Annotated in this window: 22 protein-coding genes; 8 read left to right on the top strand and 14 right to left on the bottom strand. The window is 68.5% G+C overall.

Annotated features, from left to right (window positions below; translation table 11 throughout):
• The first annotated feature begins 17 nt into the window (after positions 1–17).
• Positions 18–1,025 (top strand): sugar phosphate isomerase/epimerase family protein, encoded by a 1,008-nt coding sequence (locus CVO96_RS02550; protein WP_103309983.1) that lies wholly within the window; start codon positions 18–20, stop codon positions 1,023–1,025.
• Positions 1,022–2,191: a Gfo/Idh/MocA family protein gene (locus CVO96_RS02545; RefSeq protein WP_243398133.1), complete on the top strand. Its 1,170-nt coding sequence runs from the start codon at positions 1,022–1,024 to the stop codon at positions 2,189–2,191. The genes CVO96_RS02550 and CVO96_RS02545 overlap by 4 nt, the downstream gene beginning before the upstream one ends.
• A gap of 3 nt (positions 2,192–2,194) precedes the next feature.
• Here the strand turns inward: CVO96_RS02545 and CVO96_RS02540 are convergent, their stop codons facing one another.
• The 10 genes from CVO96_RS02540 to ilvB form a co-directional block, all read right to left on the bottom strand.
• Positions 2,195–2,887 carry an aspartate/glutamate racemase family protein gene (locus CVO96_RS02540; protein WP_103309980.1) on the bottom strand — a complete coding sequence of 231 codons (693 nt, stop codon included), beginning with the start codon at positions 2,885–2,887 and terminating at the stop codon, positions 2,195–2,197.
• Complete coding sequence (locus tag CVO96_RS02535) at positions 2,884–3,219, bottom strand: arsenate reductase/protein-tyrosine-phosphatase family protein (RefSeq protein WP_279327013.1); 336 nt, start codon at positions 3,217–3,219, stop codon at positions 2,884–2,886. Before CVO96_RS02535 ends, CVO96_RS02540 begins: the two co-directional genes overlap by 4 nt.
• Before the next feature lie 17 nt (positions 3,220–3,236).
• Positions 3,237–3,962 carry a metallophosphoesterase family protein gene (locus tag CVO96_RS02530; protein ID WP_103309973.1) on the bottom strand — a complete coding sequence of 242 codons (726 nt, stop codon included), beginning with the start codon at positions 3,960–3,962 and terminating at the stop codon, positions 3,237–3,239.
• Positions 3,959–4,324, bottom strand: coding sequence for a hypothetical protein (locus CVO96_RS02525; RefSeq protein WP_103309971.1), 366 nt, complete (start codon positions 4,322–4,324; stop codon positions 3,959–3,961). The genes CVO96_RS02530 and CVO96_RS02525 overlap by 4 nt, the downstream gene beginning before the upstream one ends.
• Before the next feature lie 21 nt (positions 4,325–4,345).
• On the bottom strand, positions 4,346–4,654 hold the full coding sequence (locus CVO96_RS02520; protein ID WP_103309969.1) for an antibiotic biosynthesis monooxygenase family protein: 309 nt from the start codon (positions 4,652–4,654) through the stop codon (positions 4,346–4,348).
• Positions 4,651–5,214, bottom strand: coding sequence for an O-methyltransferase (locus CVO96_RS02515; protein ID WP_103309967.1), 564 nt, complete (start codon positions 5,212–5,214; stop codon positions 4,651–4,653). The genes CVO96_RS02520 and CVO96_RS02515 overlap by 4 nt, the downstream gene beginning before the upstream one ends.
• A 96-nt stretch (positions 5,215–5,310) precedes the next feature.
• Entirely contained in the window at positions 5,311–6,870 is a 1,560-nt protein-coding gene (locus CVO96_RS02510) for a 2-isopropylmalate synthase (RefSeq protein ID WP_103309964.1), read from the bottom strand.
• A gap of 245 nt (positions 6,871–7,115) precedes the next feature.
• Positions 7,116–8,126 carry a ketol-acid reductoisomerase gene (gene ilvC, locus CVO96_RS02505; protein WP_103309961.1) on the bottom strand — a complete coding sequence of 337 codons (1,011 nt, stop codon included), beginning with the start codon at positions 8,124–8,126 and terminating at the stop codon, positions 7,116–7,118.
• 178 nt (positions 8,127–8,304) lie between these two features.
• Positions 8,305–8,913: an acetolactate synthase small subunit gene (gene ilvN, locus CVO96_RS02500; protein ID WP_165795179.1), complete on the bottom strand. Its 609-nt coding sequence runs from the start codon at positions 8,911–8,913 to the stop codon at positions 8,305–8,307.
• Entirely contained in the window at positions 8,910–10,649 is a 1,740-nt protein-coding gene (gene ilvB, locus CVO96_RS02495) for a biosynthetic-type acetolactate synthase large subunit (RefSeq protein ID WP_103309959.1), read from the bottom strand. The genes ilvN and ilvB overlap by 4 nt, the downstream gene beginning before the upstream one ends.
• 223 nt (positions 10,650–10,872) lie before the next feature.
• Between ilvB and CVO96_RS02490 the strand changes: the two genes are divergently transcribed.
• Both CVO96_RS02490 and CVO96_RS02485 read left to right on the top strand, forming a co-directional pair.
• Positions 10,873–11,163, top strand: a complete 291-nt coding sequence (locus CVO96_RS02490; RefSeq protein ID WP_103309957.1) for an AbrB/MazE/SpoVT family DNA-binding domain-containing protein — start codon at positions 10,873–10,875, stop codon at positions 11,161–11,163.
• Complete coding sequence (locus CVO96_RS02485) at positions 11,160–11,567, top strand: type II toxin-antitoxin system VapC family toxin (protein ID WP_103309955.1); 408 nt, start codon at positions 11,160–11,162, stop codon at positions 11,565–11,567. The genes CVO96_RS02490 and CVO96_RS02485 overlap by 4 nt, the downstream gene beginning before the upstream one ends.
• Before the next feature lie 48 nt (positions 11,568–11,615).
• Here CVO96_RS02485 and CVO96_RS02480 read toward each other — a convergent pair whose 3' ends face one another.
• Positions 11,616–13,412 carry a DEAD/DEAH box helicase gene (locus tag CVO96_RS02480; protein WP_103309953.1) on the bottom strand — a complete coding sequence of 599 codons (1,797 nt, stop codon included), beginning with the start codon at positions 13,410–13,412 and terminating at the stop codon, positions 11,616–11,618.
• A gap of 575 nt (positions 13,413–13,987) precedes the next feature.
• Between CVO96_RS02480 and uvrA the strand changes: the two genes are divergently transcribed.
• From uvrA to CVO96_RS02460, 4 genes are read left to right on the top strand one after another with little or no spacing between them, the layout of a single operon-like run.
• On the top strand, positions 13,988–17,014 hold the full coding sequence (uvrA, locus tag CVO96_RS02475) for an excinuclease ABC subunit UvrA (protein ID WP_103309950.1): 3,027 nt from the start codon (positions 13,988–13,990) through the stop codon (positions 17,012–17,014).
• A complete protein-coding gene (locus tag CVO96_RS02470) occupies positions 17,011–17,709 on the top strand; it encodes a hypothetical protein (RefSeq protein ID WP_103309947.1) in 699 nt (232 codons plus the stop codon). Before uvrA ends, CVO96_RS02470 begins: the two co-directional genes overlap by 4 nt.
• A 45-nt stretch (positions 17,710–17,754) precedes the next feature.
• A complete protein-coding gene (locus tag CVO96_RS02465) occupies positions 17,755–18,465 on the top strand; it encodes a DsbA family protein (protein WP_103309944.1) in 711 nt (236 codons plus the stop codon).
• 3 nt (positions 18,466–18,468) lie between these two features.
• Complete coding sequence (locus CVO96_RS02460; protein WP_103309941.1) at positions 18,469–18,915, top strand: disulfide bond formation protein B; 447 nt, start codon at positions 18,469–18,471, stop codon at positions 18,913–18,915.
• A 54-nt stretch (positions 18,916–18,969) separates the two neighbouring features.
• Here CVO96_RS02460 and CVO96_RS02455 read toward each other — a convergent pair whose 3' ends face one another.
• Genes CVO96_RS02455 through CVO96_RS02445 form a run of 3 tightly spaced genes read right to left on the bottom strand, consistent with a single transcriptional unit; the run spans position 18,970 to position 21,916 of the window.
• Positions 18,970–19,494, bottom strand: a complete 525-nt coding sequence (locus tag CVO96_RS02455; RefSeq protein ID WP_165795178.1) for an AAA family ATPase — start codon at positions 19,492–19,494, stop codon at positions 18,970–18,972.
• Between the two features lie 32 nt (positions 19,495–19,526).
• Positions 19,527–20,687: an aminopeptidase gene (locus CVO96_RS02450; RefSeq protein ID WP_103309936.1), complete on the bottom strand. Its 1,161-nt coding sequence runs from the start codon at positions 20,685–20,687 to the stop codon at positions 19,527–19,529.
• Positions 20,684–21,916, bottom strand: coding sequence for an AI-2E family transporter (locus CVO96_RS02445; protein ID WP_103309934.1), 1,233 nt, complete (start codon positions 21,914–21,916; stop codon positions 20,684–20,686). Before CVO96_RS02445 ends, CVO96_RS02450 begins: the two co-directional genes overlap by 4 nt.
• Between the last annotated feature and the right edge of the window lie 26 nt (positions 21,917–21,942).

Here is a 21,942-nt window from a genome sequence, read left to right as displayed (position 1 = left end):
CCCCGCCAGGAGGTCTCATGCCCCGTCCCGTCACCCTGTTCACCGGCCAGTGGGCCGATCTGCCCCTCGCCGACCTCGCGCCGCTGGCCAGGACGATGGGCTACGACGGCCTGGAACTCGCCTGCTGGGGCGACCATTTCGACGTGCAGGCCGCCCTGCAGGACGACCGCTATGTTCAGCAGAAACGTGAACTGCTCGACAGGCACGGTCTGGAGTGCCATGCCATCTCCAACCACCTCGTCGGGCAGGCGGTGTGCGACCCCATCGACGGGCGCCACAGGGCGATCGTGCCCGCCCACGTCTGGGGCGACGGCGACCCCGAGGGTGTGCGCGGGCGGGCCGCGCAGGAAATGATCGACACCGCCCGCGCCGCCGCGCGGTTCGGGGTGGGCGTGGTGAACGGCTTCACCGGCTCCTCGATCTGGCACAGCCTCTACGCCTTCCCGCCCACCGATCAGGCCTACTGGAACGCCGGTTTCGAGGACTTCGCGCGCCGCTGGACGCCGATCCTGGACGCCTTCGACGAGGTGGGCGTGAACTTCGCCCTGGAAGTCCACCCCACCGAGATCGCCTTCGACCTCGCCACCGCCCGGCGCGCCATCGACGCGGTGAACGGGCACCGGCGCTTCGGCTTCAACTACGATCCCAGCCACCTCGGCTACCAGCATGTCGATTACGTGCGCTTCATCCGCACCTTCGGCGAGCGGATCTTCCACGCCCACATGAAGGACGTCTGGTGGGGCCACGGCTCGGGCGAGGTCGGCGTATTCGGCGGCCACACCGATTTCGGCGACGCCCGGCGCTACTGGGACTTCCGCTCGGTGGGGCGCGGCGACATCCGCTTCGAGGACGTCATCGTGGCCCTGAACGACGTCGGCTACGGGGGCCCGCTGAGCGTGGAGTGGGAGGACTCCCGCATGGATCGCGTCCATGGCGCGACCGAGAGCGCCGCCTACGTGCGGAGGCTGGACTTCCCCGGCTCGAATGTCGCGTTCGACGCCGCGTTCGCGGGAGACCGTCAGTGAGCCGCCCGCTCAGGCTGGGCATGGTCGGCGGCGGGCAGGGCGCCTTCATCGGTGCAGTTCACCGCATGGCTGCCCGCCTGGATGGGCACTACGAGATGGTGGCCGGGGCGCTGTCCAGTACGCCGGAAAAGGCCCTTGCATCTGGGCGAGACCTGGGACTGGATGCATCCCGCAGCTACCCGACCTGGGAGGCCATGCTGGACGGCGAACTCGCCCGGCCGGAAGGGGAGCGCATCGACGCGGTGAGCATCGTCACGCCCAACCACCTGCACTACCCGGTGGCCCGCGCCTTCGCGCAGGCCGGCATCCACGTCATCTGCGACAAGCCGCTGGTGCACAGCAGCGATCAGGCGAACGACCTGCTGGCGGTCGTGAAACAGTCCGGGGTCGTGTTCGCGGTGACCTACAACTACACCGGCTACCCGCTGATCCGCCACGCCCGCGACATGATCCGCGCCGGCACCCTGGGCGACCTCCGCAAGGTCGTCGTGGAGTACCACCAGGGCTGGCTCGCCACCAGGCTGGAGGACACCGATTCCAAGCAGGCCGGCTGGCGCACGGATCCGGCCCGTTCCGGGCTGGCGGGCGCGGTGGGCGATATCGGCTCTCACGCCGAGAACCTGGCCGCCACCGTGACCGGCCTGGAGCTGGAGTCCATCTGCGCCGACCTGAGCACCTTCGTCCCCGGCCGCCGCCTGGACGACGACGCCAGCCTGCTCCTGCGCTTTACCAGCGGGGCGCGCGGCGTGCTGCTGTGCTCGCAGATCGAGGTCGGCCATGAGAACGACCTGAGGCTGCGCGTGGCCGGCACACAGGGCAGCCTGAGCTGGTGTCAGGAACACCCCAACCAGCTCGACTATCTGCCGCTGGACGGCCCCCGCCAGGTGCTCACGCGCGGTCAGGGGTACCTGAGCCCCGCCGCGCAGGCCGCCACGAGGTTGCCGGGCGGGCACCCCGAGGCCTTCATCGAGGCCTTTGCCAACGTCTACAGCGGCGCCGCCGAGGCGATCCGCGCCCGGCAGGAGCGCCGCGAGCCCGACCCCCTGATCGCCATCTACCCTACCCTGGCCGACGGGGCGCGGGGCGTGCATTTCATCGAGAAGACCGTCGAAAGCAGCCAGAGCGAGCGCAAATGGACGGACGCGCGCTGGACGGCAGAGGGCTGAGGGTCAGTCCAGCATCCAGCGCACGGCCGCCTGCACATGAATCCGGGTGGTGTCGAACACCGGCACGGAGACGTCCCCGGCGCCCACCAGCAGCGTGATCTCGGTGCAGCCCAGGATGATCCCCTGGGCGCCCTGATCGACCAGCCCGGTCATGATCCGCCGGTAGGTCTGGCGCGAGTCTTCCCGGATCTCGCCCCGGCACAGTTCGTCGTAGATGATCCGGTGGACGTCCGCCCGCTGGGCAGCTTCGGGCACGATCACGTCCAGCCCGTATTGTTCCGCCAGTCGCCCCCTATAGAACGCCTGTTCCATCGTGAAGGCGGTGGCCAGAAGACCGACCCGCGTCACGCCCGCCAAGCGCACAGCCTCGCCCGTCGCGTCCGCGATGTGCAGCAGGGGAATGTCCACGGCGTCCTGAACCCTATCCGCGACCTTGTGCATGGTGTTCGTCGCCAGCAGCAGGCCCTGGGCCCCGGCACGTTCCAGCCCCCGCGCGGCGTCGGCCAGCAGGGCTGCGGCGGCGTCCCAGTCGCCTGATTTCTGCAGCGCGGCGACCTCCGCGAAATCGACCGAATGCAGCAGCAGACGCGCGGAATGCAGCCCGCCCAACTCGCGCGTCACGTCCTCGTTGAGCAGCCGGTAATACTCCGCCGTGCTCGTCCAGCTCATGCCGCCCAGCAGGCCGAGGAGCTTCATGTCGTTTCCCGCGGGCGCACCGACTCCAGGCGCGTCGGCACGATCCGATGGAGCATCCCGGTCAGCGTCTCGTCCATGAATTCGAAGTCGTCAGGAATGCCCAGGATCAGGATGCGGTCGTCAGGAAGAGTGCCCTTGAAGCGCTGACGGATGATGTCCCGGTGCCGTTTTTCCATGCACACCGCCACGTCCGCCCATTCCAGCAGGTCGCGGCTGAGCGGCGTGATGGCGTCCCGGTTGGTGCCGGCTGAGGTGACCTCCCAGTCCTCCATGTCCCGGAAGACAGCTTCGGCGGTCGGACTCCTCAGTCTGTTCTGAGCGCAGACGAACACGACCCGGAGCGGCCGGGTCACGGTTCGCGCCCCAGCGTCAGCCACTGCGCCTCGTCCTCCGCTATACGCGCCGGAGCGTGGGCCCGTGCCCAGACCGTTGCCCCCGCCACGTCGTACGCCGTGCGGCGGAACTCCACGCTCCAGTGCCCACCGTGCCGCGTGAGCAGTACCCAGCGACTCACGGGCAGGCCGTCTTTCTGGCGCGAGACCGGCCCCGCGTTGACCACGGTCAGGCCGTCCACCACGCTCAGCATCTCGCGGTGCGTGTGGCCGACCACGCAGACCCGGCCGCCCGTAGCGAAGGAGAATCCGTCCAGGCGGTCACGCATCTCGGAGAAGTGCGCGGGCCGGGTGTGTTCATCTTCAGTCTCGGTCAACATCAGGTCTTCCCAGGGGTCGCGCGGGCTGCCGTGGGCGAGCCGCACCTCGCCATCGGCCACGTCCACGTGGATAGGTAGGTCGGCCAGTTTCCGAGGCACGTCGTCCGGAAGCTGCGAGAGCACCCAGGCGCGCATGTGCTCCTTGCCTGAACGCATTCCTGCCACCCGCTCATCGGTGTTACCGCGCACGGTGGGCGGCACGTGTTCCGCCTGCAGGGCCCACGCCTGCGCCGGGTCGGCCGCGCCCCACACGCTGTCGCCCAGGTTGAGCGTCAGGTCGGGGGCCTCGTCCCGGATCTCGTCCAGCACGGCCCGCAGCGCGAAGGCGTTGCCGTGGACATCCCCGAGGACAGCGATCCTCACCGGGGCGGCCTGCGGATGGCCGCGAAGACGACCGCGAACACCGCCAGCAGCAGCAGGGCGTTCACCAGGGCCGCCACGGGATTGACCCCCGGCACCAGCAGCTCACCGGACAGGCTGTACACCAGATAGGGCGGCGCCCACCCCAGCGCGTATCGCCCCGCACGGGTCAGGAACTCTGGCGTGACCATCGCCCGGCGGAACATCGGCAGGGTGAAGAACATCGACGGGATCAGGAGGAGCTGCGCCAGGTAGAACCACACGGGCAGCGTGCCGAAGCCGTGCCGGAATCCGGCGAACAGGATGTTCACCACGCCGATAGCGGCGCCCGCCAGCACCGCCGCCCGAAGGACAGGATCATTCATGGTCTCAGTCTGTCACGGCGTTCACTGCTCTCCAGTCAGGCCCGGCACCCGCGTGAAGTGCTCGACCGTCGGGAACGGATCGTAGAAGTGGTGCAGCAGTGAGCGCCACTGCTGATATTCCGCGCTGCCCCGGAAGCCGACCGTGTGGTCTTCCAGCGTGTCCCACCACACCAGCAGGGCGTACCGGTGGTCGTCCTCGACGCAGCGCTGAAGCTCGTGCCGCTCGTACCCCGTCATGCGGGCAATGATCGCCTGGGCCTGGGCGAAGGCCGCTTCGAAGTCGGCCGTGAGGCCGGGGCGGATCTGAAGAAGGGCGAGTTCGAGGATCATGTCATTGCTCCCAGTTTCACGCACACCATCAATCCTGTCGCCCAGTTCAATTCGACGCACTGAAGATCAGTACGGGCCAGAAGCGACTGCTGCAGCCCATCTACCTTCGCCTGATGCCCGTCGGGCCAGTTGGGCTGGGGGAGCAGATCGTCGATGAAGTAGATGCCGCCCGGTGCCAGCAGCGTGAGCGTTTCATCCAGCGCCGAGAACTTGCCGGGCCAGGTGTCGGCAAAAATGAGGTCGAAGATCTGCCCCTGATGCGCCTGAATCCAGGCTGTGCCGTCCTGCACGGTGAACGTCACGCGAGGATCGAGACCCAGCAAGTCTTGAGCGGCGGCGCTGAGCCTTCCATCGAGTTCCACCGTGTCTAACCTGGCCCGCGCATCTATTCCGCCGAGCAGATGCGCGGTGCCGAAGCCGATGCCGGTGCCCAGTTCCAGCAGGCGTCCGCCCGGTTTGCTGGCCGCCAGGGTGCCGAGCAGGGAGGCGGTGGCCGCGTCGCAACTCGCGTCGAAACCGAGCTGGACGGCGGTTCTCTGAAAGGGTGCCGGATCGATCATGGTCGCTGCATGTCTCCCTCAACGAATGTGGGCGGAACATGGCGCCCCGCCCCATCACCCATCAGCCGCGCAGCGGCGACCCATCCTCCAGCACCATCAGATCCGTCCCGGTGCGAACTCTCCCTGTCTTCTCTCGGCCCCCAGGCCCGCCACGAGCATGTTCTGAATCCGCACCCAGGCGCGGGCGCTGGCCTCCACGACGTCGGTCGCCACGCCCAGGCCGTGCAGGAGGGTCTCGCCGTGCCGGGCCGTCACACTGACCTCGCCGAGCGCGTCGCCGCCGCCGGTCACGGCCTGGATGCGGTAGGTCTCCAGGGTGGGGGACAGGCCGGTGATCTTGTTGATGGCCTGGAAGGCCGCCTCGACCGGGCCGTCGCCGTGCGCGGTGGCGTCCACGGGGCCGTCCGGGGTTGCCAGGCGCACGAAGGCCACCGGGGTCATGTTCATGCCGGAGGTGATCTGGAAGCCCTCCAGCGTGAAGGTCTGCGGCACGTCCGTGCGGGCCTCGACCAGGGCGCGCAGGTCGTCGGCGAAGATCTGGCCCTTGCGGTCGGCCATGTCCTTGAAACGGCCGAACAGCGACTGCACCTTGTCGTCGGGCATGTCCACGAAGCCCAGGTCGGTCAGGGCCTTGCGGAAGGCGGCGCGGCCCGAGTGCTTGCCCATCACCAGCACGGCGGCCTCGCGGCCGACCAGTTCGGCGTTCATGATCTCGTAGGTCTCGCGGGCCTTGATCACCCCGTCCTGATGGATGCCCGATTCGTGGGCGAAGGCGTTGTCGCCCACGATGGCCTTGTTGGGCTGCACGGGCATCCCGCTCAGGCGGCTGATCAGGCGGCTGGCGCGGTAGATCTCGCGGGTGCGGATGCCGGTCTCGAAGCCATATACGTCGCGCCGGGTATGAAAGGCCATCACGATCTCTTCCAGCGAGGCGTTCCCGGCGCGCTCGCCGATGCCGTTCACCGTGCACTCGATCTGCCGCGCCCCGCCCTCGGCGGCGGCGATCGAGTTGGCGACCGCCATGCCCAGGTCGTCGTGGCAGTGGCTGCTCAGGATGATGTGGGCGGGCAGCTCCCCCTTCAGGAAGGCGAACAGCTCGCGCATCTCTTTCGGGGTGGTGTAGCCCACCGTGTCTGGCACGTTGATGGTGGTCGCGCCGGCCTCCACGGCCGCCTTGAAGATGCGTACCAGGAACGCCCATTCGGAGCGGGTGGCGTCCTCGGCGCTGAACTCCACGTCGTCTACGAACGTCCGGGCGTACTGCACGGCCTGCACCGCGCGCTCGACCACCGCGTCGGGCTCCAGGTTCAGCTTCTTCTGCATGTGGATCGGGCTGGTGGCGATGAAGGTGTGGATGCGCGGCTTCTCGGCGGCCTCCACGGCCTTGGCGGCGGCCTCAATGTCGGGGCGCCCTGCGCGGGCCAGCCCGGCGATGATCGGCCCCCGCACCTCCCGCGCGATGCGGCTCACGCCCTCCAGGTCGCCGGGGCTGGCGATGGGGAAGCCGGCCTCGATCACGTCCACGCCCAGCCGCGCCAGCTGGTGCGCGATCTCCAGCTTCTGCGCGAAGTTCAGCGCCACGCCCGGCGACTGCTCGCCGTCTCGCAGGGTCGTGTCGAAGATGCGGATGCGTTCTGCAGGCTGTTGCTGGGTCATAGGGGGCTCCTGAACGGGGATGAGAGACGGCAATGAAAAACCCCGGAGGGCGTTCCTCCGGGGGGTCGGGCCACACTGCTCAGCCGCTCACTCCACCGGAGGAACGCTAAGAAGAAGGCCGAACTTGGACATGGCTCCAGCCTAAGCGCGGGGCGGGGCCGAATGCAAGGGTCGTCTACACGGGAGGAGCGGAAGCGGCCCGCCCGGTCACCAGGGGCCGCTCGTGGACGCCGCTCAGGCAGGGCTCAGACTTCCAGCGCCTTCTTGGTGATGAAGGGCATCTGGTCGCGCAGTTCCTTGCCCACCACTTCCAGCGTGTGAGTCCGCATCTTGCCGCGCTGCTCGTTCATGTACGGGAAGCCGGCCTCGGCGTCGTCGATGAAGCGTTTGGCGAAGGCGCCGCTCTGGATGTCGCCCAGCACGCGGCCCATCTCCGCCTTCGTCTCTGGCGTGATGATGCGCGGCCCGGTCACGTAGTCGCCGAACTCGGCGGTGTTGGAAATGCTGTGGCGCATGCCCTCGAAGCCCTTCTCGTAGATCAGGTCGACGATCAGCTTGACCTCGTGCAGCGTCTCGAAGTAGGCGATCTCGGGCTGGTAGCCGGCCTCCACCAGCGTCTCGAAGCCCGCCTGGATCAGGTGGGTCACGCCGCCGCAGAGCACGGACTGCTCGCCGAAGAGGTCGGTCTCGGTCTCTTCCTTGAAGGTCGTCTCCAGCACGCCCGCCCGCGCGCAGCCGATGCCCCGCGCGTAGGCCAGGGCGATCTCGCGCGCCTTCCCGCTGGCGTCCTGCTGCACGGCGAAGATGCCGGGCATCCCCGCGCCGTCGGCATAGACGCGGCGCAGCATGTGGCCGGGGCCTTTGGGCGCCACCAGGAACACGTCCACGCCCGCCGGGGGCTTGATGCGCCCGAAGTGCACGTTGAAGCCGTGTCCGAAGGCCAGCGCCTTGCCGTCCGTCAGGTTGGGGGCGATGCTCTGCTCGTAGGTTCCGGGCTGCTGCTCGTCCGGAATGAGGAGCATGACCACGTCCGCTTCCTTCGTCGCGTCCTCGATGCTCGCCACGCGCAGGCCCGCCTGCTCGGCCTTGGCCCGGCTGGAGCTGCCCTCACGCAGGCCCACGACCACGTTGAAGCCGCTGTCGCGCAGGTTCTGCGCGTGCGCGTGCGCCTGCGAGCCGTAGCCGATGATGGCGATCAGCTTCTCTTCGATGGGGGCGGTGCTGACGTCGCGGTCGTAATACATTTTTGCTGCCATTGGGGGATTCTCCTACAGGTTGGTGAGTTCGGGGGGAATGTGGGCTAGGGGAGGGGGAGTCGCGGGCGAACCCCTCAGTCGCCTTCGGCGCCAGCTCCCCTCAAGGGGAGCCAAGGGTTTAACTCGGCTCCCCTTGAGGGGAGCTGTCAGCGAAGCTGACTGAGGGGTCGCCCTCGACTCAGAACAGATTCGGCACGCCCCGCGCCCGCTCCTCTCTCGCCTCGATGCCCTCCACCACAGGCCGCAGCGTCTCGGTCTCGCCCTCGTGATACACGTGCGCCGGGATGTCGGCGTTGGAGCCGCGCGTCAGGGCGATTCGGCCGGTTCGCATGGTCTCCAGGATGCCGAAGGGGCGCATCTGCTCGATGAACGCGGTCAGCTTGCCCTCGTCGCCCGTGACCTCGAAGGTCAGGGCGTGGCGGCCCACGTCCACGATGCGACTGCGGAAGTCCTCGGCGATCTGGCGCACCTCCACGCGGCTCTCGGGTGTGATGGCCACCTTGACCAGCACGAGTTCGCGGTCGACGAACTTCTCCAGGCTGTGGTCGATGATCTTGATGACGTCGTGCAGCTTCTCCAGCTGCTTGATCGCCTGCTCGACCACGCCCCGGTCGCCGCTGACGACGATCGTCATGCGCGAGATGCCCGGATGCTCGGTGTTGCCCACGCTCAGGCTGCGGATGTTGTAGCCGCGCCGGCCGAACAGGGCCGTGATGCGGGTCAGGACGCGCGGCTCGTCGCGCACCAGGATGGACAGCAGCTGATCAATCGGAGGCGTGTGGCTCATGCGTTCTTCGCCTCCTCGGCGGCCTTGTCCATGGCGTCGTGCAGGTCGGGCGTGCGCCCCGGCTCGGTCTCGATCATCTCGTACAGGGCGGCGCCGGCCGGCACCATCGGGAAGACGCCGTGTTCGTGCGGCACGACCACTTCCAGCAGGGCGGATTTCGGATCGGCCAGCCAGGCGTCGATGGCGGCGGGCAGCTCCTCGGCGTTCGTGGCGCGGTAGCCGGGCACGTCGTAGGCGTCGGCCAGCTTCAGGAAATCGGGGTTGGAGTCGCCCAGCCAGACCTCGGAGTAGCGCTTCTCGTGGAACATCTCCTGCCACTGGCGCACCATGCCCAGGAACGAGTTGTTCACGACGCAGATCTTGACGTTGCGGATGTCGTACATCTTCAGCGTGGCAAGTTCCTGGGCGGTCATCTGGAAGCCGCCGTCGCCAGCGATGACCACGCTTCTCACGCCGGGCTCGGCCATGCCCGCGCCGATGGCGGCCGGGAAGCCGAAGCCCATGGTGCCCAGGCCGCCGGAGTTGATCCAGCGGCGCGGCTTCTCGAAACGGGCGAGCTGCGCGGCCAGCATCTGGTGCTGCCCCACGTCGCTGCTCAGGATGTCGTTTTCGCTCAGGCGATCCACGACCGCCTTCACCGCGTAGCCGGCCCCCCACTTCCCCGGCGTCTCGGTGCGCGATGTCCACTCGGCCAGCGTGGCCCTCCACTCGGCGGTCTGGATGGGCCGCGCCCCCTCGGTGAGCAGCCGCGCGGCCACCTTGGCGTCGCCGCGCACCGGGACGTGCGTGCGGATGATCTTGCCGATCTCGGCGGCGTCCAGCTCGATGTGGATGATCGCGGCGCCCGGCGCGAAGCCGTTCACGCGGCCGGTCACGCGGTCGTCGAAGCGCAGGCCGATGCCCAGCAGCACGTCGGCCTCCGAGATCGCTCGGTTGGCGGCCACCGAGCCGTGCATCCCCGGCATCCCCAGCCACAGCGGGTCACTGGAGGGGAACGCCCCCAGGCCCATCAGCGTGGTGATTACGGGAATGTCCCAGGCGCGGGCCAGCGCGGTGATCTCGGGCGCGGCGTCCAGCGCGCCTCCGCCGACCATCATCACGGGCTTCTTGGCGCCGCTCAGCATGTCGCGGGCCCGCTCGATGGCCTCCGGGGCGGGTGCGGGAATCTCCGGCCGGGCGTGCGGCGCGGGGATCTCGCCGTGGAACGCCGCGAGCTGGATGTCCTTGGGAATGTCCACCAGCACCGGCCCCGGCCGCCCGCTGCGCGCGATGCGGATCGCCTCGGCGATGATGCGCGGCAGGTCTTCGACTTCGCGCACCACGTAGTTGTGCTTGGTGATGGGCAGCGTGATTCCGGTGATGTCGGCCTCCTGGAAGGCGTCGGTGCCCATCAGGTGCCGGGCCACGTTGCCGGTGATCGCCAGCAGCGGCACCGAGTCCAGCATGGCGTCGGCCAGGCCGGTCACCAGATTGGTCGCGCCGGGGCCGGACGTCGCCATGCACACGCCGATCTCGCCGGTGGCCTTGGCCCAGCCCTCAGCCGCGTGGGCCGCGCCCTGCTCGTGCCGCGTGAGCACGTGCCGCACCTCCGGGTAGAAGGTGAGCGCGTCGTACACCGGCATGATCGCCCCGCCCGGATACCCGAAGACGGTCGTGATGCCGTGGTTGGCCAGCGTGGCCCACAGCGCCTTGGCGCCCGTCATGTCTCCCCGCTGCAGTCCTGTGTCGTTGCCCATCTCCGGCCTCCTATGAAAAACCCCCGCCTCGTGTTCGGGCGGGGGATGCGGCAGACGGTGGTACTCAGCCTCGAAGATCCCCGACGCCAAGAAGTACCACCACAATGCTCGCGCTCATGGGCGTCAGCTTACGGCGCGCGGCGTGAACTTGGCAAGGCGGGTCTAGACGGGGAAGGGGTACAGGCAGGGGGACAGGCCGGTCAGACACGTGATATGCTTGGTTATGACTACCAAGCAGAAAGAGCCAAGCAAAATCTACACAGGGACGGTGAGCAGCAAGCGGCAGATCACCATTCCGGCTGAGGCGTTCAGGGCGCTGCGGCTGGAACCGGGTGACCGGGTGACCATTGAGGTGAGTGGCGGACAACTTCACCTGACGCCCGCACCCAGCGACTTCGAGGCGATCACCCGGCAGCACTTCATCGACGATGGCAAACCCAGCAATGCCTACCTGGAAATCAGAGAGGCACGCGGCTGGCTGGATGACGAGCAGGACGAAAGAACTCCTCAATGATCTCCCTGGATACCAACACGGTAATCTCTGCGTTGAGACCGGCAGACACCAATCACGTCCAGGCCCTGGCCGCCCTCTTCCGGGAACGGTCGCGGGGGCTGGTGCTGTCTCCACCCGTGTATAGCGAACTGCGCGCCGGGCTGGATTGGCCAGTGGTTCAGAGCTGGCTGTTCCTCACCAGAGTGTTTGTCATCTGGGAGATGCCGCAGGCGGTCTGGGAACTCGCTGGCAGGCGGCAGAGTGAATACATCGCCCTGCGCCGGGGTGGCACCGTCCCCCGCCGCATCGCCGCCGACTTCCTGATCGCTGCCCATGCCGAGCATCACGGCCTGGACGTGATGAGCTTCGACCGCACCGTGTACGACAGCATGTTCACGGGCGTGACCCTGATCGAACCGACCTGAACGGAAAAACCCCCGCCACTCGGACGGGGGTCTTGCGTTCACATTTCCTCAGCCGCGGAATTCGCGGTCGGCGAAGTCTTCGCGGGGGCGGGCCGTGCCCTGGCTGGACTGGCCGCCCCGGCTGCCGCCGCCGGAGTTGCCGCCACCGTCACGGCTCCAGCGACCCTGGCCGCCCTGACCTCCGCCCCGGCTGCCGCCACCCTGGTATCCACCCTGGCCGCCGCCCTTGCCGCGGTAGCCACCCTCGTCACGGCCGCTGCGGCCGCCGCCCTGGTAGCCGCCCTGACGCTCGCGGGTCGGGGCCTCGAACAGTTCGGGCAGTTCCTGGGCGATCTCGATCTGGATCTCGCCTTCCAGCGGGTTGGCGGCCATCAGCTTGGCGATGAACTCGCTGGGGACGTCGGCGACCGTGCCGCCGCGCCACTGGCGCACCTTGCCCAGACGGCGGGTATCGACGTCGCCGACGCGGGCCAGCAGGGCCACGGTGCGGGCCACGCCCAGGCGCTCGCCGTTCAGGATGATGGTGGTCAGCCCTTCCTCGCCGGACAGCAGGCTGGCGGCCTTCATGGGCTCGGTCACGCCGCTGATCTTGGCCAGGGCGCGGGCCAGGGCCTCCAGGCCCAGTTCGCTGAACAGCCGCTCGGCCTCGGCCTGGAAGCCGCTGGCGGCGTCGGCGTCGACCTTGCGCACCATGTCGGCGCTGGCCTTGGCGCTGGCCGCCGCGACTTCCTTGGGCGTAGGCAGCTGGCGCTCGGTGAAGCGTACGCCGGTGATCCGCTCCAGGCCCGCCACGTCACGCTGCTCGCGGTCGGAGTACATGATCACGGCGGTGCCGGTGCGGCCCGCGCGGCCGGTGCGGCCCGAACGGTGCACGTAGGAGTCCGGATCCTGGGGCAGGTGGTACTGCACCACCAGATCGACTTCGGGGATGTCCAGGCCGCGCGCCGCCACGTCGGTGGCGACGAGCACGCCCACGCGGCCGCTGCGGAAGGCGCCCAGGGCCCGCTCACGCTGAGTCTGCGCCAGGTCGCCGTGCAGCGCCTCGGCTTCCAGGCCACGGTGGATCAGTTCGTTCGCCAGCTCGTCGGCCTCGCGCTTGGTGCGCGTGAACACGATGGCCTTCTCAGGGTTGTAGACGGTGAGCAGGTCGGCCAGCACGCGGGTGCGGCTGCGGCCCACCTTGATCTTCAGGTGCTCCACGGTCTGGGCGGTCTGGTTGCGGTCTTCGCCCACCACGTCCACCAGCACGGGGTCATGCATGTACTTCTTGCTCAGGCGGCGGACGTCGGCGCTCAGGGTGGCGCTGAACAGCATCGTCTGGTGGCCTTCCGGCGTCTTCTGCAGGATGGTCTCGATGGCGTCCGCAAAACCCACCGACAGCATCTCGTCGGCTTCGTCCAGCACGGCGAACTTCACGTCGCCCAGATCCAGGTTGCCGCGCTCCAGGTGGTCGATCAGGCGGCCGGGGGTGCCCACCACGATGTCCACGCCACGGCGCAGCGCGCTCTCCTGCGGGCTGTAGGCGGCGCCGCCATACACGGTGACGGTGACGAGGTCGCCGCCGCTCTTGCTGAACTCATCTGCGACCTGCTTGGCCAGTTCGCGGGTGGGGGCCACGATGATGGCGCGGGGCAGACGGCCGCGTTCACGGCTGGGGGCCAGCGCCTGGATGATCGGCAGGGCGAAGGCCAGGGTCTTGCCCGTCCCGGTGCGGGCGCGGCCGATCAGGTCTTTCCCGGCCAGGGTCTGGGGCAGGCTCTCCACCTGAATGGAGGTCGCTTCGGTGATACCGCGTTCGGCGAGGCGCGCCGCCAGTTCGGGCGCGATCAGTTGGTCAAAATTCATTTGTAGTCCTTTTGGGAAAGTCCCCTCGTGAACTACAAACGCCTTATCGCGAAAGCTCGTCCTGAGTGTGGGGCACTCTCCGGCCGCCGGGTGATTCCCGGTCGGCGCACAAGGAAGAACCATACACGAGTGCGCGGTGGAGTGCAAGGGGGGATGGGAGAGGCGATGCGGGAAGCACGCAGTCTCAACAGTTCTCAATGGTGTGTCCGCTTGCGCGGCCGACGACCCCTCAGTCCGCTAGGCGGCCAGCTCCCCTTAAAAGGGAGCCAAGAAAGGCGTACCACTCGGTCTTTTCCTTGCCTCCCTTCTAAGGGGAGCCACGCGCGGAGCGCCGGACTCGCAGAGCTGCGGAGCAGAGGCGTCGTCCCCAGCGTTATCGAATGTGCCACTTCGCCGACTTCGCGGTCGCCATTCCCGTCACGTTCTGACGGCTAGCCCGATCCCCTCCCGACTTGCTACAATGGCCCGTTTCAGAACGTAGGATGCATTGTGTCTTACGCCCCAGTCATAACCCGCCTGTGAGGCTGCGTGCTGTGCAGGACAGGAAAAGGCCAAGGAAATAAGGAGAGTCGACCTTGCAGAGCAACCTGATCGTCCGTGGCGCGAAAGAGCACAACCTCAAGGACATCACCGTGGAGCTGCCCCGCGACCAGTTCGTGGTCATTACGGGCGTGTCGGGCAGCGGCAAGAGCACGCTGGCCTTCGACACCATCTATGCCGAGGGGCAGCGCCGCTACGTGGAGAGCCTCAGTGCCTACGCCCGGCAGTTCCTAGGCCTGATGGAAAAGCCCGACGTGGAGAGCATCACCGGCCTCTCGCCGGCCATCTCCATCGACCAGAAGACGACCAGCCACAACCCCAGAAGCACGGTGGGCACGGTCACCGAGATCCACGACTACCTGCGGTTGCTGTACGCCCGGGTGGGCACGCCGTACTGCCCGGTCTGCGGGCGCAAGATCGAGAAGCAGAGCCCCAGCGAGATCACGGATCGCCTGCTGAGCGGCTTCGAGGACAAGCGCGCCATCCTGCTCGCGCCGGTCGTGCGCGGGCGCAAGGGCGAGTACCGCAAGCTGTTCGGCGACCTGCGGCGTGAGGGCTTCGCCCGCGTGCGGGTGGACGGCACGCTGTACGAGCTGGACGAGGCCGAGAAGCTGAAGCTGGAGAAGTTCGAGAAGCACGACGTGGACGTGGTGATCGACCGCGTGACCCTGCGCGGCGCGGATCGTAGCCGCATCGCCGAGAGCGTGGAGCTGGGCCTGCGCCGGGGCGAGGGCCTGCTGCGGGTGCTGATGCCCGACGGGGCCGAGGACGGCAGCGCCCACGAGGAGCTGTACTCCGAGAAGTTCGCCTGCCCCGAGCACGGCTCCGTGCTGGAGGAGCTGGAACCCCGCTCGTTCTCGTTCAACTCGCCCTACGGCGCCTGTGGCGACTGCGCGGGCCTGGGCAGCAAGCAGGAATTTTCACCCGATCTGGTCATCGACGAGAAGCTGTCCATCGCCGAGGGCGCCATCCTGCCCTGGAGCAAGAAGGGCACGGGCGGCGGCGTGTACTACTGGGACAAGCTCAAGGCGCTCTCCGAGCATCTGGACTTCGACCTCAAGGCGCCCTGGCGGACGCTGGGCGCGGCGGCCCATAAGGCGGTGCTTCACGGCCCCGGCGCCCCCTTTGAAGTCATCTACCGGCGCGGCAGCAAGGAAACCATGCGCTTCATGACCGAGTTCGAGGGTGTGATCTCCAACCTGGAGCGCCGCTACGCCGACACCGAGTCCGAGTTCATGCGCGAGAAGCTCGAGGAACTGATGGAGCTGCGTCCCTGCCCGACCTGCGGCGGCACGCGCTACAAGCCCGAAATCCTGGCCGTGCGGGTGGGCGGCCTGAACATCTCGCAGCTTAGCGGCATGAGCGTGCTGGACGCCGACGCCTACTTCCGCCGCCTTCAGGACGCCGAGCTGAACCACGCCGCCATCGAGCCTTTCCTGAAGGGCCACCTGGGCGGCGAGGCCAGGGCCCACGGCCCGCGCGCCTACGAGTATGTGCTGGGCGACTTCGGCACGGCGGTCGCGGCCCCCATCCTGAAGGCCATCCGCACCCGCCTGAAGTTCCTGGTGGATGTCGGACTGGATTACCTGAGCCTCGACCGCACCGCGAACACCCTCTCGGGCGGCGAGGCCCAGCGCATCCGGCTGGCGACCCAGGTCGGCTCGGGCCTGACCGGCGTGCTGTACGTGCTGGACGAACCCTCCATCGGGCTGCATCCCAAGGACAACCACCGCCTGATCGGCACCCTCAAGCACCTGCGCGACCTGGGCAACACCTTGATCGTGGTGGAGCACGACGAGGACACCATGATGGAGGCCGACTACCTGGTTGACATGGGGCCGGGCGCGGGCGTCCACGGCGGCGAGGTCGTGGCGGTCGGCACGCCGGAGCAGGTCAAGCACGACCGGCACAGCCTGACCGGCAAGTACCTGCGCGGAGAGCTGAAGATTGAGGTGCCCCAGGAACGGCGGCGCGGCAACGGCAAGACCCTGCGGGTTATCGGCGCCCGCGAGCACAACCTGCAGAACGTGGACATCGACATCCCGCTGGGCACCATGACGGTCGTGACCGGCCCCAGCGGCTCGGGCAAGTCCACGCTGATCCACGACATCCTGCACGCCACGCTGGCGCGCGAGCTGAACGGTGCCAAGACCACGCCGGGCCGCTACGACCGCATCGAGGGCATGGAGCATCTGGACAAGGTCATCGAGATCGACCAGAGTCCCATCGGGCGCACGCCCAGAAGCAACCCCGCCACCTACACGGGCGTCTTCACCGAGATCCGCGACCTGTTCACGCGCACGCCCGAGGCGCGGCGCCGGGGCTACCTGGCGGGCCGCTTTTCGTTCAACGTCAAGGGCGGGCGCTGCGAGCACTGCAAGGGCGACGGGGTCATGAAGATCGAGATGAACTTCCTGCCCGACATCTACGTGCCCTGCGAGGTCTGCAAGGGAGCGCGCTACAACCGCGAGACGCTGGAAGTGAAGTACAACCACAAGACGATTGCCGACGTGCTGGACATGACGGTGGAGGACGCCAACACCTTCTTCGAGGCCATCCCGCCCATCCAGCGCAAGATGCAGCTGCTGCTCGACGTGGGCCTGGGCTACATGCGGATCGGGCAGCCCTCCACCACGCTCTCGGGTGGCGAGGCGCAGCGCATCAAGCTGGCGACCGAGCTGAGCAAACGCGCCACCGGCAAGACCATCTACATCCTCGACGAGCCCACCACCGGGCTGCACTTCGAGGATGTCCGCAAGCTGATGGAGGTGCTGCAGCGCCTGGTCGAGGGCGGCAACACGCTGGTCATCATCGAGCACAACCTGGACGTGATGAAGTGCGGCGACCACATCATCGACCTGGGGCCGGAGGGCGGCGTGCGCGGCGGCACCGTGGTCGCCACCGGTACACCCGAGGAGATGGCCGCGCACTCCACGAGCCACACCGGCTTGTACCTGCGTAAAGTCCCCGGCATCATCCCGGCGAATACCGCGCTGGCGGCGCCGGAACTGGTGGGGGCGGCCCCGGCCCGCAAGGGACGTGCTAAGAAAGGGGCAGCATGACCCAGCCGCCCGACCCGAAGCCGACCCCTGACCCCGCTGCCGACCTCACGCCGGCTTCCCCCGTCGTGGGCCGGCCGGTGGCGCCGGAGTCAGGACAGGGCGCCCGACTCAGGCGCCTGCGCCGCGTCCGCACCCCGGCCGAGGAGCGTCACCGGGCGCAGTTCCTGGGCTTCTTGCGGCTGTTCGGAGGGGCGGCGACCCTGCTCGTGCTGGCCTACTTCATGTGGACGCCGGGCGAGTGGCCCACGAGGCTGCTGGCCTGGGTGGCGCTGACCATCCTGGCCGACGAGTTCGGTGGCTGGTTCGGGTACGTGGGCGTGCTGCTGGGCGGGCTGGGCTATCTCAGTCCGGAGGCCCAGCCCGCCCAGTGGCTGGTCATCCTGCCGCTGGTGGGCGGCGCCCTGTTCGCGCTGCTGCTGGTCAAGCATTCGGGGGGGCCGCTGGTGCTGCCCTTCGCGGCCCTGCTGTTCGGCGGCACCCTGCTGGCGGTGGGGCGCTTCGGCCCGAAGATCGATCCGCAGCTGACCCTGCCGGCCAACGCGACCTTCCAGCGCACCGCCCTGATCGCCATGCTGGCCGGGCTCACCTTCAGCTTCGTGCGGCAACTGATCGGCATCATCTGGCGCCTGCGGGCCCGGCAGCTCCGGGAAGCGCAGGCCGGAGCGACCGGTCAGGCTGTGGATCTGCCGGCCTGAACGCCGGTTCAGCCTTCATCTTGAGGCGGTAGACTCCTGATCAGCATGACCAGACTCCAGGGAAACAACTCCAACCGCAGCGTGCTCGTGATCGGCACGCTGATCGCCGTGGCCCTGATCGCCGTGGCCCTCTTCGCCGTGCGCGGCCGGCCGGCCCCCGGCGCTGGCCTGAACGGCAACTTCAACCTGAGCGGCGTGGCCTACGCCGGTCAGGAGAGTGCGCCGGTGAACGTGGTGGTGATCGAGGACTTCAAGTGCCCGGTCTGCAAGCAGTTCGAAGACACCATCGCCCCCGAACTGAAGACGAAATATGTCGACACCGGCAAGGTCAAGCTGTACTCGCTGATCTGGCCCTTCCTGGCCTCGCCCTCGCGCGGGCTGGCGCAGGACGACTCCAAGTTCGCGGCGCAGGCCGCCCGCTGCGTCTACGACCAGCAGGGCAACGACGGCTTCAACGCCTTCAAGGCCATCCTCTTCCGCGGGCAGGGCGACGAGACCAAGGTCTGGGCCACCAAGACCCGCCTGAAGGAACTGGCAGGCAACGTCGAGGGCCTGGACGGAGCGAAGTTCGCCACCTGCCTGGACTCCGACGCCACCGCCGCCCGCGTGGAGGCCGACAAGAAGCAGGTCGAGGACGCCCGCGTGAACCACACGCCCACGGTGTTCGTGAACGGCAAGGAAGTGCTCAATGGCAGCGGCCAGAGCAGCTACCTCCTGGCCGACATCAGCCGGGCGATCGACGCCGCGCAGCCTTAAGCCATGCTCACCCGCGACAACCGGCTCTATCTGGCGTGGGTGGTCGCGCTGGTCGCCACGCTGGGCAGCCTGTATTTCAGCAACGTGCTGGGTTTCAAGCCCTGCGTGCTGTGCTGGTACCAGCGCATCTGCATGTATCCGCTGGCGCTGTGGCTCGGCATCGCGGCCCTGCGCGGCGACCTGGGGGTGCGGGTCTACGCCCTGCCCCTGGCGGCTATCGGCTGGGTGGTCGCCCTGGTGCAGAATGCCGAAACCTGGGGCTGGATTCCCACCCTGAGGGCCTGCACCGCCGATCCCGGCACGGTCGCCTGCAACGTGCCCTGGCCGCTGTGGGGCGGCGGCGCACTGGCCGGACTGAACACGGTCGTCACCATTCCGGTCTTGAGCATGGTCGCCTTCACCCTGATCATTGCCCTGCTGAGCTGGCGGCGGAGCCGACCCCTGCTGTAGCCCGGCGCGCCCCGGGAGGAGGGTGAGTCCGGTCGAGCCAGTTCTGCACGCCGATCAATGGGTCGGCCAGGATATCGCCAGCAGCGCGTCCACCGCCTCCTCGACCGTGAGGCCGGAGGTCTCGAGCACCGCCCAACCCGCCGCCTGAAAGTCGGGAGGGCGCATCGCCGGGTGCAGGGCGTCGATCAGGGGCACGAGCAACGACGTCTCGAAGGCCTTTCCAGTGCGCTCAGCGTTGCGCGTCAGGGTGACGGTCAGGGTCGGGGCGAGCAGGACGGGGCGGACATCCAGACCTGTCCACTGACCTGCCAGCACCGACAGATCGGCGGGCCACAGCACATCGTCCACCACGACGGTGAACCCTGCCTCGACATACAGGCGGGCGTGGAACGCGGCGGCGTGCCGGGCCAGGCGGAACTGCCGGGTCGCCTCCGGGTTCTCGTCCAGGCTGGGGTGCGCGAGGCCCGATACGACCAGTTCCCGCAGGTCATCGACCGGCAGGTGCAGGCCCCGCTCGAAGCGCCTCAGCAGCGCCCGCGCCAGTGTGCTCTTGCCCACCCCCGGACTGCCGGACAGCACCCAGAGGACGCCTGGACTGAGCTGACCAGTGCTCAGAGAAAGACCCCGTTCTCCTGAATGACCTCGCCGTCCACGCTCAGGCGGCCGCCCGTCCTCATATCCGTGATCAGATCCCAGTGGATGGCGCTGGCGTTCACGCCGCCCGTTTCGGGGTAGCTGCGTCCCAGCGCCAGATGCACGGTGCCGCCGATCTTCTCGTCGAAGAGGATGTTGCCGGTGGGCCGCTGGATGCCCGTGTTGGTGCCGATGCCCAGTTCCCCCAGCAGGCGGGCGCCGGGATCGGTCTCCAGCGCGGCCAGGAGCGTGGCCTCGCCCTCGTCGGCGCGGGCCTCCACGACCTGCCCGGCGCGGAACTCCAGCCGGGCGCCGCGCACCATCTGGCCCCCGTACAGCGCGGGAACCGTGAAGGTCACGACCCCCTCGGCGGAGGTTTCAACGGGGCCGGTGAAGACCTCGCCGCTGGGCATGTTGCGTTTTCCGTCGGAGTTGGCCCAGGTGCGGCCGCCCACGCGCAGCGTCAGGTCGGTGCCCGGCGCCTCGATACGGATCAGGTCGCCGCGTGACAGGCGCGCTATGAGCCGGGCCTGCGAGGCCCGCACCTCGCCCCAGGCCGCCACCGGGTCGGGCCGATCCAGGAACATGGCCCCCATGACGAAGGTGCCGAATTCCGGCAGGCTCAGGCCGGCGAGTTCGGCGGCGCGGGCGGTGGGGTACAGGGTCAGCGCCCACTTGCGCCGGGCGCGCAGGGTCGCCAGCGGCGCGCGTGAGGCGCTCAGGCGGGCGCGGCGGGCCGCGTTCCCCGGCGCCTGCCGGTCTGTGGTGAGCAGGCGCAGGCTGCCGTCGATGGCCTCCATGTCCTGCGCCTCGACCGGGTGGAAGGCGTCCAGCACCGTGTCCGAGGCCAGTTCGGCCAGATCGTCCTGAAACTCGGGGTAGTCCAGCCGGGGCACCGGGCGCGCGCCACGCCGCAGCAGGGCACGGGTGACCTCGCGCAGCAGCGCCGCGGCCTCCAGCGTGCCGCCCACCAGAATGCGCTCGCCGGGCTGGGCCGACAGGCAGTAGTCCGTGAGCAGGTCGGCGTGGGGACGGGGGTCGTAGGTGCCGAGGTCGGGGGTACTGGGGTCAGAGGTGCTGCGGTCAGAGGTGCTGCGGTCAGAGGTGCCGGAATCGGGCTGTGGGAACAGGTCACTCATTCCCCGGAGGATACGGCCTTGCCGGGCGGGCGTTCGGGCGGCGTGGGGGTGGGCATGGTGAAGGGAACGGCGCGGCCCCGGTAGGCCGCGCTGGGCAGCCAGTAGCGCTCGATCCAGCGCTTAAGCAGCGTGGCCACCGGCACCGCCAGGATGGCGCCTACCGCCCCGCCCAGGCTGAGGCCCACCAGCAGCGCGATCAATATGGCCGAGGGGCTCAGCGACGCGGTGCGGCCCATGATCAGCGGCCCCAGCACGTTGCCCTGCAACTGATTGATCACGAAGTACACCACCGCCACCAGACCGACCACCAGCGTGCCCTGCGGAATGGCCTGCAGCATGGCGACCACCGCCGCCAGCACGATGCCCACGTAGGGCACCAGGCTCAGCAAGCCGCTCAGCACGCCCAGGGCCAGCGCGTTGGGCACCTTCAGGATCAGCAGGCCCAGATAGGCCAGCGCGGCGCCGGCCAGCATCAGCAGCAGTTGCCCGCGGATATACCCGCCGAAACTCTCGCTGACGTCCTCGGAGAGGCGGTACAGGGTGGGCTGCCAGGCGCGCGGGAACACGCGCAGGGTGCCCACGCCCACGCGGGCGTAATCGAACATGAAATAGATCGCCAGCGTGACGATGAAGCCCACCTGCCCGATCCAGCCGATCAGGTTCGAGAGGGTGCTCAGCACGGTCGGGCCGGAGCTGAGCAGGCGTTCGAGCAGCGGCCCGGCGTTCTGCGTGAAGCTGGCCGACTGCTCGCTGATGTACCTATCCAGGCTGGTCTTGAGGCCCTCGGCGCCGGGGATCTTGTCCAGGCGATCCAGGGTCTTGAGCAGCACGCTTTCCAGATTGAAGGCGATCTGCGGAATGCTGTTGATCAGGCCGGTGACCTGCGAGCTGAGGGTCATGACCAGCAGGGTCAGCAGCGCGATGGTGCTCACCAGCAGCAGCAGCACCCCGAACATCCGCCCGACCCGGCGGCGCTCCAGCCAGCTCAGCACCGGCTGGGCCAGGAAGGCCAGCGCGTAGGCGGTGAACACGGTCACGATCACGCTGGCGAGCAGCCCCCAGCCCCAGCTCAGCACCCTCCACGCCAGCCACGCCATGCCCAGGTAGGCCAGCAGCCGCACCAGGGGCCGCGCCCACATCAGGCGCAGCAGGTGGCGCACATCGCGCGCGTTCCACCAGCTCACCAGGGCGTGCTCAGGCGGTGGGGGCGCGTCGGGGTGGGAAGGCATGGCTCTATCCTGCCACTTTCCGTGCT

The organism is Deinococcus koreensis (assembly GCF_002901445.1).
Lineage (GTDB): Bacteria > Deinococcota > Deinococci > Deinococcales > Deinococcaceae > Deinococcus > Deinococcus koreensis.
The sequence above is the reverse complement of the archived record's forward strand: the minus strand, read 5'-3'. Positions and strand labels throughout refer to the sequence as shown.

Coding starts and splice junctions, on each gene's coding strand:
- CVO96_RS02510 (WP_103309964.1), bottom strand. CDS start 6,870: ATGACCCAGCAACAGCCTGCAGAACGCATCCGCATCTTCGACACGACC.
- CVO96_RS02465 (WP_103309944.1), top strand. CDS start 17,755: ATGACCAGACTCCAGGGAAACAACTCCAACCGCAGCGTGCTCGTGATC.
- CVO96_RS02540 (WP_103309980.1), bottom strand. CDS start 2,887: ATGAAGCTCCTCGGCCTGCTGGGCGGCATGAGCTGGACGAGCACGGCG.
- CVO96_RS02525 (WP_103309971.1), bottom strand. CDS start 4,324: ATGAATGATCCTGTCCTTCGGGCGGCGGTGCTGGCGGGCGCCGCTATC.
- CVO96_RS02480 (WP_103309953.1), bottom strand. CDS start 13,412: ATGAATTTTGACCAACTGATCGCGCCCGAACTGGCGGCGCGCCTCGCC.
- CVO96_RS02550 (WP_103309983.1), top strand. CDS start 18: ATGCCCCGTCCCGTCACCCTGTTCACCGGCCAGTGGGCCGATCTGCCC.
- ilvN (WP_165795179.1), bottom strand. CDS start 8,913: ATGAGCCACACGCCTCCGATTGATCAGCTGCTGTCCATCCTGGTGCGC.
- CVO96_RS02515 (WP_103309967.1), bottom strand. CDS start 5,214: ATGATCGATCCGGCACCCTTTCAGAGAACCGCCGTCCAGCTCGGTTTC.
- ilvB (WP_103309959.1), bottom strand. CDS start 10,649: ATGGGCAACGACACAGGACTGCAGCGGGGAGACATGACGGGCGCCAAG.
- CVO96_RS02485 (WP_103309955.1), top strand. CDS start 11,160: ATGATCTCCCTGGATACCAACACGGTAATCTCTGCGTTGAGACCGGCA.
- CVO96_RS02520 (WP_103309969.1), bottom strand. CDS start 4,654: ATGATCCTCGAACTCGCCCTTCTTCAGATCCGCCCCGGCCTCACGGCC.
- CVO96_RS02445 (WP_103309934.1), bottom strand. CDS start 21,916: ATGCCTTCCCACCCCGACGCGCCCCCACCGCCTGAGCACGCCCTGGTG.
- ilvC (WP_103309961.1), bottom strand. CDS start 8,126: ATGGCAGCAAAAATGTATTACGACCGCGACGTCAGCACCGCCCCCATC.
- CVO96_RS02460 (WP_103309941.1), top strand. CDS start 18,469: ATGCTCACCCGCGACAACCGGCTCTATCTGGCGTGGGTGGTCGCGCTG.
- CVO96_RS02490 (WP_103309957.1), top strand. CDS start 10,873: ATGACTACCAAGCAGAAAGAGCCAAGCAAAATCTACACAGGGACGGTG.
- CVO96_RS02450 (WP_103309936.1), bottom strand. CDS start 20,687: ATGAGTGACCTGTTCCCACAGCCCGATTCCGGCACCTCTGACCGCAGC.
- CVO96_RS02470 (WP_103309947.1), top strand. CDS start 17,011: ATGACCCAGCCGCCCGACCCGAAGCCGACCCCTGACCCCGCTGCCGAC.